This is a genomic window from Pseudomonas sp. SK (genome assembly GCF_012975065.1).
GTDB lineage: Bacteria > Pseudomonadota > Gammaproteobacteria > Pseudomonadales > Pseudomonadaceae > Aquipseudomonas > Aquipseudomonas anuradhapurensis.
Genome location: NZ_CP051857.1, coordinates 5,550,342 through 5,563,063, shown reverse-complemented (window position 1 = coordinate 5,563,063; position 12,722 = coordinate 5,550,342). Strand labels below are relative to the sequence as shown.

Below are 12,722 nucleotides of genomic sequence, written 5' to 3'. Positions count from 1 at the left end.
GGCGACGGGCAGCGCCGGGCGCGACAATAGGCATGTCCTCCCCGGGCCGCGGGCTCTATAATGCTCGGCAGATTCAAAGTCCCAGTACAGGTATCCCAGATGAAACGTCCAAGTGGTCGCGCCGCCGATCAGCTCCGCTCGATCCGCATCACCCGCAACTACACCAAGCACGCCGAAGGGTCGGTACTGGTCGAGTTCGGTGACACCAAGGTCATCTGCACGGTCAGTGTGGAAAACGGTGTACCGCGCTTCCTCAAAGGGCAGGGCCAGGGCTGGCTGACCGCCGAGTACGGCATGTTGCCGCGTTCCACCGGCGAGCGTAATCAGCGCGAGGCCAGCCGTGGCAAGCAGGGTGGTCGCACCCTGGAAATCCAGCGCCTGATCGGCCGTTCGCTGCGCGCTGCGCTGGACATGAGCAAGCTCGGTGACATCACCCTGTACATCGACTGCGACGTGATTCAGGCCGATGGCGGTACCCGCACTGCATCCATCACCGGTGCCATGGTCGCCCTGTGCGACGCCTTGGCGGTGATCAAGAAGCGCGGCGGCCTGAAGGCCGGCAACCCGCTCAAGCACATGATCGCCGCGGTATCGGTGGGCATGTACCAGGGTGAAGCGGTACTCGACCTGGACTACCTGGAAGACTCCGCCGCCGAGACCGACCTGAACGTGGTCATGACCAGCGCCGGTGGTTTCATCGAAGTGCAGGGTACCGCCGAAGGCGCGCCGTTCCAGCCGGAAGACTTCAACGCCATGCTCGCCCTGGCACAGATGGGCATGGCTGAAATCTTCGAACTGCAGCAGGCCGCACTGGCCGACTGAACCCAGCCAAGGAGGTGCGGGGCATGAGCGATTCCAACCTGTCGATCACCCCGCCCAGTGCCGAAGTCCGGCAGTGGGCGATGTTCTGTCACCTTTCTGCGCTGCTGGGCCTGGTGGTGCCGCTCGGGCACTTGCTGGGCCCGCTGGTGCTGTGGCACCTCAAGCGTGAGCAAGACCCTTTCATCGATGCCCAGGGCAAGGAGGCGCTGAACTTTCAGATCAGCGTGACCATTGCCGGGTTCATCTGCTTCCTGCTGATGTTCGTGTTCATCGGGCTGATGCTGTTCGCCATGCTGATGGTGGCAGTGCTGGTGCTGATCATCATTGCGGCGGTGCGGGCCAATGAAGGCAAGCCGTATCGCTACCCGATGATCTGGCGGCCGATCAAATAGCAATTGGGGCCGCTTTGCGGCCCTTCGCGGGCACGCCCGCTCCCACAGGTTCGGCGAGCAACGCTATCCCTGTGGGAGCGGGCGTGCCCGCGAAGGGCTGCAACGCAGCCCCAATAGGCGTTTAGATGGTCAACGTCCAGTCATAGTCGACAATCAGCGGCGCATGCTGGGAGAAGCGCGGCTGACGCGGCAGGCGGGCGTTGCGCACGAAGCGGCGCAGGCCCGGAGTGAGGATCTGGTAGTCGAACCGGTAGCCCAGGTTGAGCATCTCGGCCTGCTCGTTGTCCGGCCACCAGCTGTACTGGTCGCCTTCACGGCTGACTTCGCGCAGGGCGTCGACGTAACCCATCTCGCCGGTGATCGCATCCATCCAGGCGCGCTCCGGCGCCAGGAAGCCCGGCGACTGCTGGCTGTCACGCCAGTTCTTGATGTCGAGCTTCTGCTGCGCCACGTAGAACGAGCCGCAGTAGATGTACTCACGACGCTTGCGACGCTGTTTGTCCAGGTACTTGGCGAAGTCATCCATCAACTTGAACTTCTGGTTCAAGTCTTCGTCGCCGTTCATACCCGAAGGCAGCAGCAGGCTGGCAATACTGACCTTGTCGAAATCTGCTTGCAGGTAACGCCCGTAGCGGTCGGCTGTCTCGAAGCCCAGGCCGGTGATGACTGCCTTGGGCTGCATGCGCGAATACAGGGCCACACCACCTTGGGCAGGCACCTCCGCGTCGCAGGCATAAAGGAAATAGCCATCGAGCTGGAAAGCTGGGTCATCGAGTTCAAAGGCCGAGGCGCGGGTATCCTGAAGGCAGATGACGTCGGCATTCTGGGCTTGCAGCCAGCTGAGCAAACCACGCTCGGCCGCAGCCTGAATGCCATTTACGTTCACACTGATGATCCGCATAAATGGCCCCAAAAATCTCGTGCGTGTATGATACCCGAGCTCAACCCATTTAGCTAAATCCGTGGTGTCCGGGACTATCCATGCAGCCGTATCAGCGCGACTTCATCCGTTTTGCCATCGATCGCGGGGTACTGCGTTTCGGTGAATTCACCCTGAAATCGGGGCGTACCAGCCCGTATTTCTTCAATGCCGGCCTGTTCAACAGCGGTTCTGCCCTGGCCCAGCTGGGTCGTTGCTATGCGGCGGCCATCGTCGACAGCAAGATCCCGTTCGACGTGCTGTTCGGCCCGGCCTACAAGGGTATCCCGCTGGCGGCGGCGACTGCCGTGGCCCTGGCCGAGCAGCACCAGCTCGACGTGCCATGGTGCTTCAACCGCAAGGAAGCCAAGGACCACGGCGAAGGCGGCAGCCTGGTTGGCGCGCCGTTGGCCGGTGAAGTGCTGATCATCGACGACGTGATCACTGCCGGTACGGCCATCCGTGAAGTCATGCAGATCATCAATGCGCAGCAGGCCAAGGCCGCAGGTGTATTGATCGCGTTGAACCGCGAAGAGCGCGGCAATGGCGAACTGTCGGCGATCCAGGAAGTGGAGCGTGACTTCGGCATTCCGGTCGTCAGCATCGTTTCGCTGACCCAGGTGCTGGAATTCCTCGCCGATGACCCGCAGCTGAAGCAGCACCTGCCAGCTGTCGAGGCCTACCGGGCGCAGTACGGGATCTGATCCCGGCCTGGAACTGAAAAAGGCGACCTTCTTGTGAAGGTCGCCTTTTTTGTGTCGCCTGTTCCGGCCTCTTCGCGGGCATGCCCGCTCCCACAGGGTTGGCGCTATTCCTGTGAGAGCCGGCGTGCCCGCGAAGAGGTCAGTGCAAATTACCGAACAGTCAGCGCGGCTTGCGGTTGGTAATCAGGGTACCTACGCCGCTGTCGGTGAAGATCTCCAGCAGCACCGCATTCGGCACACGGCCGTCAATGATGTGCGAGCTGTTCACGCCGCCCTGCACCGCGTCCAGCGCGCATTTGATCTTCGGCAGCATGCCACCGTAGATGGTGCCGTCGGCGATCAGTTCGTTGACCTGCTCGGTGGTCAGGCCGGTCAGTACCTGGCCCTGCTTGTCCATCAGGCCGGCGATGTTGGTCAGCAGCATCAGCTTCTCGGCCTTCAGCGCCTCGGCCACCTTGCCCGCCACCAGGTCGGCGTTGATGTTGTACGACTCACCGTCGGCACCTACACCGATTGGCGCGATGACCGGGATGAAGTCGCCCTTGACCAGCATGTTCAGCAGGTCGGTGTTCACGCTCACCACTTCACCGACGTGGCCGATGTCGATGATTTCCGGAGTGGTCATTTCCGGCGTCTTGCGGCTGACGGTCAGCTTGCGCGCGCGGATCAGCTCCGCGTCCTTGCCGGTCAGGCCGATGGCGCTGCCGCCGTGGCGGTTGATCAGGTTGACGATGTCCTTGTTGACCTGGCCGCCCAGCACCATCTCCACCACATCCATGGTCGCCGCGTCGGTGACGCGCATGCCGTCGATGAAATGGCTTTCGATCGACAGGCGCTTGAGCAGGTCGCCGATCTGTGGGCCGCCACCGTGGACCACCACCGGGTTGATGCCTACAGCCTTCATCAGCACGATGTCACGGGCGAAGCCGGTCTTGAGCTCCTCGCTCTCCATCGCGTTGCCGCCGTACTTGATCACCAGGGTCTTGCCGACAAAGCGGCGAATGTAAGGCAGTGCTTCGGACAAAACCTCGGCTACATGGGAAGCGGCATCGCGATCGAGGGTCATGCAGGGCTCCTGTAAGGAACAGATAGTCGGTCAGAACGGCAGTTGCAGCTCAGGCTCTACCCGCAGCAACTGGGTACGGAAAACATCCTTGATACGTTGCAATTCGGCGTCGCTGTCGGCCTCGAAGCGCAGCACCAGCACCGGGGTGGTGTTGGAGGCGCGAACCAGGCCCCAGCCGTGGGCGTAGTCCACCCGCACACCGTCGATGGTGGTCAGGTTGGCTTCGCCCCAGTCGGCGTCGCGTTGCAGTGCATCAATGATGCTGAATTTACCCTCGTCGGTCACATCAATATTGATTTCCGGCGTGGAAATATCGTTCGGGAAGGCGGCGAACAGGTCTTCTGCGCTTTGCCCGGCCTTGCTGAGGATCTCCAGCAGGCGCGCGGCGCTGTAGATACCGTCATCGAAACCGTACCAGCGTTCCTTGATGAAGATGTGACCGCTCATCTCGCCTGCCAGCAGCGAGCCGGACTGCTTCATCTTCTTCTTGATCAGCGAGTGGCCGGTCTTCCACATCAACGCGCGGCCACCGTGCTGTTCGATCAGCGGGGTCAGGCGGCGGGTGCATTTGACGTCGAAGATGATCTCGGCACCCGGGTTACGCGACAGCACGTCCTGGGCAAACAGCATCAGCAGGCGGTCGGGGTAGACGATGCTGCCGGTATTGGTCACCACGCCGACACGGTCGCCGTCACCATCGAAGGCCAGGCCGATGTCGGCACCGGTTTCCTTGACCTTGGCAATCAGGTCTTCGAGGTTTTCCGGCTTGCCCGGGTCCGGGTGGTGGTTGGGGAAGTTGCCGTCGACCTCGCAGAACAGCGGGATCACTTCGCAGCCCAGGGCTTCGATCAATTTCGGCGCGATCACGCCAGCGGCACCGTTGCCGCAATCCACCACCACCTTGAGCTTCTTCGCCAGCTTCACGTCATCGACAATCTGCTGGAAGTAGCGGTCAAGGATCTCGACCTTTTCCACGCGACCATCGGCGCGGCTCAGGTTGTTGGTTTTCAGGCGGGTCAGCAGGGCCTGGATCTGTTCGTTGGCCAGGGTGTCACCGGCAATCACGATCTTGAAGCCGTTGTAGTCCGACGGGTTGTGGCTGCCGGTCAGCATCACCCCGGACTTGCCGGCCAGCACATTGGCCGCGTAGTACAGGGCCGGGGTAGGCACCAGGCCGACGTCGCTGACGTGGCAGCCGGCGTCGACCAGGCCCTTGATCAGCTCTTCGACCAGCATCGGGCCGGACAGGCGGCCATCGCGGCCGACCGAAACCTGCGGTTCGCCCTGGGCCAGGCTCTGTGCACCGATGGCGCGGCCGATCCAGTAGGCGGTTTCGGCGTGCAGGGTCTTGCCGACCACGCCGCGGATGTCATACGCGCGGAAAATGCTGTCTGGTAGTGCTGCGGGTACCAGGTGGGCCATGTCGTTCATCTCTGGAAGCTCCATTAGTCAAAGGCTTTCTGGGCAGGCGCAAACTGAACGCTTGGACGGTGGTTTCGCCAGAGAGTTCGCCATCCTTGGCCTGAACGGTCATCTGTCGGCTCAGTGGCTGCCAGAATGGCCGAAGCCGCCAGCGCCACGCTGGCTTTCATCGAACGCTTCGACGATGTCGAAATGGGCCTGTACCACCGGTACCAGCACCAACTGGGCGATACGTTCGCCCACCGCGATGGTGAACGCGGTGTTGCCACGGTTCCAGCACGACACCATCAGCTCGCCCTGGTAGTCCGAGTCGATCAGCCCGACCAGGTTGCCCAGCACGATGCCGTGCTTATGGCCCAGGCCCGAGCGCGGCAGGATCACCGCTGCCAGGCCTGGGTCGCCGATGTAGATCGACAGGCCGGTAGGGATCAGCAGGGTCTGGCCCGGCTCGATGATGGTGTCTTCCTTGAGCAGGGCGCGCAGGTCGAGGCCGGCGGAGCCGGGGGTGGCGTACTGCGGCAGAGGGAATTCGCTGCCCAGGCGTGGGTCGAGGATCTTGGCTTGAAGAGCGTGCATGTAACTTATTGAACCTGATTGAGCCGTTCGGCGATGAAGGCGACCAGTTGCCGGGCGATCTTGCCCTTGCTGGTCTGCGCGAAGAGGGTCTGGTGCTGCTGGCGGTCGATTACGGTCAAGGCGTTTTCTTCGCTGTTGAAGCCGATGCTGGGGTTGGCCACATCATTGGCGACGATCAGGTCGAGGTTCTTGTCCTTGAGCTTGCGCGTGGCGTAGTCGAGCAAGTGTTCGGTTTCGGCGGCGAAGCCGACGCTGAACGGGCGGTCGGCACGGCCGGCGATGGTGGCAAGGATATCGGGATTGCGCACCATCTGCAGCAGCATGCCGTCGCCGGTCGTAGGATCCTTCTTGAGTTTCTGCGTGGCAACGACTTCCGGGCGGTAGTCCGCGACCGCCGCCGAGGCGATGAACAGGTCGCACGGCATGGCCGCTTCACAGGCGGCGAGCATGTCCCGCGCGCTGACCACGTCGATGCGGCTGACCCGGTCGGGGGTTGGCAGGTGCACCGGGCCGGTGACGAGGGTGACCCGAGCCCCGGCCTCTGCGGCCGCTTCGGCCAGGGCGAAGCCCATCTTGCCGGAGCTATGATTGGTGATGTAGCGCACCGGGTCGATGTTTTCCTGGGTCGGGCCGGCGGTGATCAGCACATGCTTGCCGGTCAGTGCCTGACGCTTGAAGCTTTCCGCGGCACACCAGGCCAGGTCGGTGGCTTCGAGCATGCGGCCCAGGCCCACGTCGCCACAGGCCTGGCTGCCGGACGCCGGGCCGAACACCTGGATGCCACGGCTCTTGAGCAGCTCGAGGTTGGCCTGGGTGGCGGGATCGCGCCACATCGCCTGGTTCATGGCCGGGGCCACGGCGACGGTGGCGTCGGTAGCCAGCACCAGGGTGGTCAGCAGGTCATCGGCCATGCCTTGGGCCATGCGCGCCATGAGGTCGGCGGTGGCCGGGGCGATCAGCACCAGGTCGGCCCACTTGGCCAGTTCGATGTGGCCCATGGCCGCTTCGGCGGCAGGGTCGAGCAGGTCCATGTGCACCGGGTGGCCGGACAGTGCCTGCAGGGTCAGCGGGGTGATGAACTCTGCACCACCACGGGTCATGACGACGCGCACCTGCGCGCCGTGCTCCAGGAGTCGGCGAATCAGTTCGGCGCTTTTGTAGGCGGCAATGCCGCCACCCACGCCGAGAACGATGCGCTTGCGATACAGCCGCTGCATAGGCTTGCCTTTTTCCAGTGAGAGCGGGCGACGACGTTTGGGAATGCCTGCGGCAGAACGTCGCATGTACGAGGCGAAATAGATTAACACAGGGCCGAAATCGGTCGCAGCAAGGGTAGACGGCGGATGAATATCAGGGAGTGGCCGGCGGAAGAGCGGCCGAGGGAGAAATTGTTGCAGCGTGGAGCGGCGGTGCTTTCGGATGCCGAGTTGCTCGCCGTACTGCTCGGCTCGGGAGTTGCCGGGCGCAATGTGCTGGACCTGGCGCGAGGGCTGCTGGCGCGGTTTGGCGGGCTCAGGCAGTTTCTTGAAGCCGATCGCGACGCCGTACTGCGTGAGCCGGGCATAGGGGCCGTGAAATATGCCCAGTTACAGGCGCTTTTGGAGATTGGCCGGCGCTATCTGGATGAGAGCATCGAGCGCGCAGCGGTTCTCGAAGGGCCTGCGGCGGTACGGCGTTACCTCAAGGCCATGCTGCGTCATGAAGCGAGTGAGGTGTTCGGCTGCCTGTTTCTCGATACCAAGCACCGGCCGTTGGCGTTCGAAATCCTGTTCCGCGGCACGATCGACCGGGCCAGTGTCTACCCGCGGGAGGTGGTGCGGCGTGCCTTGCTGCATAACGCGGCGGCGTTGATCCTTTGCCATAACCATCCTTCGGGCAACAGTGAGCCGAGCCAGGACGATGTGCACCTGACCCTGTCGTTGAAGCGCGGGCTGGCGTTGATTGATGTGCGGGTGCTGGACCACATCATCATTGGCGACGGCGAGCCGCTGTCGATGGTCGAGCATGGGTGGATGGTGGCTTAGGCACTTGTGCAGCCTGTCCCGGCCTTTTCGCGGGCTCGCCCGCTCCCACAGGTATCGCACCAACCTTGAATGTTGTGCTGTCACTGTGGGAGCGGGCGAGCCCGCGAAAAGGCCGGTGCAGGTTTACCTGGTCACTGAGACCTTGCTGAAATCCACCCGCCCGAACGGGCTCACCTGATACCCCTCGACGTCCCGGCGCAGCAAGGTCGCCGCCGTCGGGTGCGCCAATGGCACCCACAGCGCCTGTTGCTGGATCAACGTCTGCGCCTGCTGGTACAGCCGGCTGCGCACGCTCTGGTCATTGGTGGTGCGCCCGGCGCTGATCAGCTGGTCCAGGCGGCTGTCGCAGAAGCGGGCGAAGTTGGTCCCCGATTGCACCGCCGCGCAGGAAAACTGCGGGCTGAGGAAGTTGTCCGGGTCGCCGTTGTCACCTGCCCAGCCCATGAACAGCAAGTCATGCTCGCCGGCCTTGGCGCGGCGGATCAGCTCGCCCCATTCGATCACGCGGATTTCTGCCTTGATGCCAACCTTGGCCAGGTCTGCCTGCAGCATCTGCGCGCCCAGGCTGGGGTTGGGGTTGAGCAGGCTGCCCGACGGGCGGGTCCAGATGGTGGTGTTGAAGCCTTCGTCCAGGCCAGCCTTGTTCAGCAGCGCCTTGGCTTTCTTCAGGTCCAGCGTATAGCCGGGCAGGTCCTTGGCGTAGCTCCAGGTGTTGGGCGGGTAGGGGCCATTGGCGGCCACTGCGGAGTCCTCGAACACCGCCTTCAGGTAGGCCTGCTTGTCGAAAGCCAGATTGATGGCCTGGCGTACCTCCGGCTTGTCCAGCGGCCGGTGCTGGCTGTTGATGGCGACAAAGGCCGTCATGAAGGCCGGGGTGGTGGCCACCTTGAGGTTGCCATCCTTGCCTGCTTCGGCAATGTCCAGTGGCTTGGGCGACAAGGCCACCTGGCACTCACCGCGCTTGAGTTTCTGCAGGCGCACATTGGCGTCGGTGGTGATGGCGAAGATCAGCGGGTCGACCGCCGGCTTGCCGGCAAAATAGTCCGGGTTGGCGCGGTAGCGCACCATGGCGTCCTTCTGGAAGCGCTGGAACACGAACGGCCCGGTGCCGACCGGCTGGCTGTTGAGCTTCTCCGGGGTGCCGGCCTTGAGCAGCTTGTCGGCATATTCGGCGGAGTAGATCGAGGCGAAGCCCATGCTCAAGGTGGCCAGGAACGTGGCGTCCGGGTGGTTGAGGGTGAAGCGCACGGTGTTTGGCGTCGGCGCCTCGATCGCCTTGATCAGGCTGCCCAGCTGCAACGACTGGGCATGCGGGTAACCACCCGGTGCGGTCTTGTGCCAGGCATGGGCGGGGTAGAGCATGCGCTGGAAGCTGAACAGCACATCGTCGGCATTCAGTGCGCGGCTGGGCTTGAAGTAGGCGGTAGTGTGGAATTTCACGTCATCGCGCAGGCTGAAGTCATAGACCAGGCCGTCGGCCGATACCGTCCAACTGGCCGCCAGGCTCGGCACCACCTTGCCTTGCTGCGCATCGAACTCCACCAGCCGGTTCATCAGCACGTCGGCGGTGGCGTTGGTGGTGGTCAGCGAGTTGTACTGCACCACGTCGAAGCCTTCGGGGCTGGCCTCGCTGCAGACGCTCAGCGGGGCAGCCTGGGCAGCGCCGGCGGCGAACAGGGCACCGGCGGCGAACACGGAGTTGAACAATAAGGAAAGGGCGGCGGCACGCATGGTGGCTCCTTGGCTGTCAGTGGCCCATCTGCCAGTGCAGTCTGGAAAAGGCCTACCCTAGTGCGCCTGTCGGGAAATGACCACACCCTTTTTTACAAAACTGGCGACGAGCGGTCGACGGCTGGCGGGGCCTGCCGCTATGCTGGCCCGGCGCGCTTGGCCGGCGCCGGAAATGTATCTTCTGTTGTTGTGGCCAAGTCTTTCTGGTATAAAGCAGCGCTCTTTTCTAGGGGCTCGGCCTGTCGCGTCAGCGTATCCGGTCGGTAAGACCTCCAGAATCACGGCGCCCAGGCGCCAAAGACTGAGAGATTAAGCGGCCAACCCATGCCGGGTTGGGCATGTGGTTTTAGAGGGCTGAGTCATGTCGAGAGTCTGTCAAGTTACTGGTAAGGGTCCAGTAACCGGGAACAACATTTCCCACGCAAACAACAAAACCCGTCGTCGTTTCCTGCCGAACCTGCAGCACCACCGTTTCTGGGTTGAATCCGAGAAGCGTTTCGTGCGTCTGCGCGTATCCGCCAAAGGCATGCGCGTCATTGACAAGCGTGGTATCGACGTAGTGCTGGCCGAGCTGCGCGCTCGCGGCGAAAAGTTCTAAGGAGAACGTCATGCGTGAATTGATCCGTCTGGTTTCGAGTGCTGGCACTGGCCACTTCTACACCACCGACAAGAACAAGCGCACCACTCCGGACAAAATCGAGATCAAGAAATACGATCCGGTTGTTCGCAAGCACGTGGTGTACAAGGAAGCCAAGATCAAGTAATTGATCGGCGACCTGAAAAAAAACCCGCCTCCGAAAGGACGCGGGTTTTTTTATGCCTGTCAGGGCCTCTTCGCCGGCTTGCCCGCTCCCACAGGGATTTCACTACTCTCAGGGGCCGTGATGTACCTGTGGGAGCGGGCAAGCCCGCGAAGAGGCCGGCACAGCCTCAGATCATTTCTGCTCGAACATCACATAGATCTTGCGGCAAGGCTCCAGCACCTCCCAAGTGCCCTTGAAGCCGGCCGGGATGACAAACCGGTCGCCCGTACGCAGGGTCTTGGCGCCACCGTCCTGGTCGCGCAGCACCGACACGCCCTGAACGATCTCGCAGTATTCATGCTCGGTGTAGTTCACCGTCCACTGCCCCACTTCACCCTCCCACACGCCAGCGGCGAATTGCCCGCAGGGGCTGGAATAATGGTTATAGACGGCCTGGTCGGGTTCGCCCTTGAGGATTTTTTCCGCCGCCGGGCGGTAGCGTTCTGCCTCGGTGATCACCTGTGCGAAGTCGATGATGCTATCAATGCTCATGCTGCGGTACCTGTTGTTGTTTAATAAAATGCACATCACTAGGCTTTTCAGCCTTTTGTGTCAAATATATTGATAGTTTACACGGCCTGGTTTAGGGTGTCGGTAGCCAGAGTGCCTTTGCCGACCGGCCCAAATTCTGACAACGCCTGTGAATCCTCAGTGCGGCGTTGCACCTAAACAAGAGGAGGAGTTTCGTATGACCACCCTGACTCGTGCTGACTGGGAACAACGTGCCCAGCAACTGAAGATCGAAGGCCGTGCCTTCATCAACGGCGAATACACCGATGCCGCATCCGGTGAAACCTTCGAGTGCCTGAGCCCGGTCGACGGACGCTTCCTGGCCAAGGTTGCCAGCTGCGACCTGGCCGATGCCAACCGTGCCGTGGAAAACGCCCGTGCCACCTTCAACGCTGGCGTGTGGTCGCAACTGGCCCCGGCCAAGCGCAAGGCCAAGCTGATCCGCTTCGCCGACCTTCTGCGCAAGCATGTCGAAGAGCTGGCACTGCTGGAAACCCTGGACATGGGCAAGCCGATCGGCGATTCCTCCAGCATCGACATCCCGGGCGCTGCCAATGCCATCCACTGGACCGCCGAAGCGATCGACAAGGTCTACGACGAAGTCGCCCCCACCCCGCATGACCAGCTTGGCCTGGTCACTCGCGAACCAGTGGGTGTGGTCGCTGCCATCGTACCGTGGAACTTCCCGCTGCTGATGGCCTGCTGGAAACTCGGCCCGGCCCTGGCCACCGGTAATTCGGTGGTGCTCAAGCCGTCCGAAAAATCGCCGCTGACGGCCATTCGCATTGCCCAGCTGGCCATCGAAGCCGGTATCCCAGCAGGCGTACTGAACGTGCTGCCAGGTTACGGTCACACCGTGGGCAAGGCCCTGGCCCTGCACATGGATGTCGATACCCTGGTGTTCACCGGCTCGACCAAGATCGCCAAGCAGCTGATGGTCTATGCTGGCGAATCGAACATGAAGCGCATCTGGCTGGAAGCGGGCGGCAAGAGCCCGAACATCGTCTTCGCCGATGCCCCGGACCTGCAGGCAGCAGCCGAGGCCGCTGCCAGCGCCATCGCCTTCAACCAGGGGGAAGTGTGCACCGCAGGTTCGCGTCTGCTGGTCGAGCGCTCGATCAAGGACAAATTCCTGCCCATGGTGGTCGAGGCCCTGAAAGGTTGGAAGCCAGGTAACCCGCTGGACCCACAGACTACCGTCGGTGCCCTGGTCGATACCCAGCAGATGAACACCGTGCTGTCGTATATCGAGGCCGGCCACAAGGATGGCGCCAAGCTGCTGGCTGGCGGCAAGCGCACCCTGGAAGAGACCGGCGGCACCTACGTCGAGCCGACCATCTTCGACGGCGTGACCAACGCGATGAAGATCGCCCAGGAAGAGATCTTCGGCCCGGTACTCTCGGTAATCGCCTTCGACACCGCCGAAGAGGCCGTGGCCATTGCCAACGACACGCCGTATGGCCTGGCGGCGGGCATCTGGACGTCGGATATCTCCAAGGCGCACAAGACCGCTCGTGCCGTACGCGCTGGCAGCGTCTGGGTCAACCAGTACGATGGCGGCGACATGACTGCGCCGTTCGGTGGCTTCAAGCAGTCGGGTAACGGCCGTGACAAGTCGCTGCACGCGCTGGAGAAGTACACCGAGCTGAAGGCGACCTGGATCAAGCTGTAATCCCAGGGGGGCTGCACGGCAGCCCCAACGATAGCCGGGTAGGCTAACGCTGCCCGGCTTCGTCGTTTCTGCTGTTCGAAT

General features: G+C 62.5%; 13 protein-coding genes and 1 pseudogene. 7 read left to right on the top strand and 7 right to left on the bottom strand.

Annotated features, from left to right (window positions below; translation table 11 throughout):
* Nucleotides 1-99 precede the first annotated feature (99 nt).
* Nucleotides 100-822 carry a ribonuclease PH gene (gene rph / locus HG549_RS25310; protein ID WP_170033801.1) on the top strand — a complete coding sequence of 241 codons (723 nt, stop codon included), beginning with the start codon at nucleotides 100-102 and terminating at the stop codon, nucleotides 820-822.
* 23 nt (nucleotides 823-845) lie between these two features.
* Nucleotides 846-1,214 (top strand): DUF4870 domain-containing protein, encoded by a 369-nt coding sequence (locus HG549_RS25305; protein ID WP_170033800.1) that lies wholly within the window; start codon nucleotides 846-848, stop codon nucleotides 1,212-1,214.
* 121 nt (nucleotides 1,215-1,335) lie between these two features.
* Here HG549_RS25305 and HG549_RS25300 read toward each other — a convergent pair whose 3' ends face one another.
* Complete coding sequence (locus HG549_RS25300; RefSeq protein ID WP_003253401.1) at nucleotides 1,336-2,115, bottom strand: exodeoxyribonuclease III; 780 nt, start codon at nucleotides 2,113-2,115, stop codon at nucleotides 1,336-1,338.
* Nucleotides 2,116-2,195: 80 nt separating this feature from the next.
* Between HG549_RS25300 and pyrE the strand changes: the two genes are divergently transcribed.
* Nucleotides 2,196-2,837: an orotate phosphoribosyltransferase gene (gene pyrE, locus HG549_RS25295; RefSeq protein ID WP_170033799.1), complete on the top strand. Its 642-nt coding sequence runs from the start codon at nucleotides 2,196-2,198 to the stop codon at nucleotides 2,835-2,837.
* A 160-nt stretch (nucleotides 2,838-2,997) separates the two neighbouring features.
* Here the strand turns inward: pyrE and argB are convergent, their stop codons facing one another.
* The 4 genes and pseudogenes from argB to coaBC all read right to left on the bottom strand — a co-directional run bounded on the left by argB (nucleotide 2,998) and on the right by coaBC (nucleotide 7,118).
* Nucleotides 2,998-3,903 carry an acetylglutamate kinase gene (gene argB / locus HG549_RS25290; RefSeq protein WP_170033798.1) on the bottom strand — a complete coding sequence of 302 codons (906 nt, stop codon included), beginning with the start codon at nucleotides 3,901-3,903 and terminating at the stop codon, nucleotides 2,998-3,000.
* 30 nt (nucleotides 3,904-3,933) lie between these two features.
* Nucleotides 3,934-5,301: pseudogene (locus HG549_RS25285) on the bottom strand (phosphomannomutase/phosphoglucomutase); the annotation flags it as partial.
* Nucleotides 5,302-5,445: 144 nt separating this feature from the next.
* A complete protein-coding gene (gene dut / locus HG549_RS25280) occupies nucleotides 5,446-5,901 on the bottom strand; it encodes a dUTP diphosphatase (protein WP_170033795.1) in 456 nt (151 codons plus the stop codon).
* A gap of 5 nt (nucleotides 5,902-5,906) precedes the next feature.
* Complete coding sequence (gene coaBC / locus HG549_RS25275) at nucleotides 5,907-7,118, bottom strand: bifunctional phosphopantothenoylcysteine decarboxylase/phosphopantothenate--cysteine ligase CoaBC (RefSeq protein ID WP_003253409.1); 1,212 nt, start codon at nucleotides 7,116-7,118, stop codon at nucleotides 5,907-5,909.
* 126 nt (nucleotides 7,119-7,244) lie between these two features.
* On the opposite strand from coaBC, the gene radC reads away from it, so the two are divergent.
* Nucleotides 7,245-7,925, top strand: a complete 681-nt coding sequence (radC, locus tag HG549_RS25270; RefSeq protein ID WP_170033793.1) for a DNA repair protein RadC — start codon at nucleotides 7,245-7,247, stop codon at nucleotides 7,923-7,925.
* Between the two features lie 123 nt (nucleotides 7,926-8,048).
* Here radC and HG549_RS25265 read toward each other — a convergent pair whose 3' ends face one another.
* The gene (locus tag HG549_RS25265; RefSeq protein ID WP_170033791.1) at nucleotides 8,049-9,656 is read right to left on the bottom strand and encodes an ABC transporter substrate-binding protein; all 1,608 of its coding nucleotides are present in this window, start codon (nucleotides 9,654-9,656) and stop codon (nucleotides 8,049-8,051) included.
* Between the two features lie 361 nt (nucleotides 9,657-10,017).
* On the opposite strand from HG549_RS25265, the gene rpmB reads away from it, so the two are divergent.
* A complete protein-coding gene (rpmB, locus tag HG549_RS25260; protein WP_003258972.1) occupies nucleotides 10,018-10,254 on the top strand; it encodes a 50S ribosomal protein L28 in 237 nt (78 codons plus the stop codon).
* A 10-nt stretch (nucleotides 10,255-10,264) separates the two neighbouring features.
* Nucleotides 10,265-10,420: a 50S ribosomal protein L33 gene (rpmG, locus tag HG549_RS25255; RefSeq protein WP_003253507.1), complete on the top strand. Its 156-nt coding sequence runs from the start codon at nucleotides 10,265-10,267 to the stop codon at nucleotides 10,418-10,420.
* A gap of 171 nt (nucleotides 10,421-10,591) precedes the next feature.
* On the opposite strand, the gene HG549_RS25250 is transcribed toward rpmG, so the two are convergent.
* Nucleotides 10,592-10,951, bottom strand: coding sequence for a cupin domain-containing protein (locus HG549_RS25250; protein WP_170033789.1), 360 nt, complete (start codon nucleotides 10,949-10,951; stop codon nucleotides 10,592-10,594).
* A 196-nt stretch (nucleotides 10,952-11,147) separates the two neighbouring features.
* On the opposite strand from HG549_RS25250, the gene HG549_RS25245 reads away from it, so the two are divergent.
* On the top strand, nucleotides 11,148-12,641 hold the full coding sequence (locus HG549_RS25245; protein WP_170033787.1) for an aldehyde dehydrogenase: 1,494 nt from the start codon (nucleotides 11,148-11,150) through the stop codon (nucleotides 12,639-12,641).
* Nucleotides 12,642-12,722 lie beyond the last annotated feature (81 nt).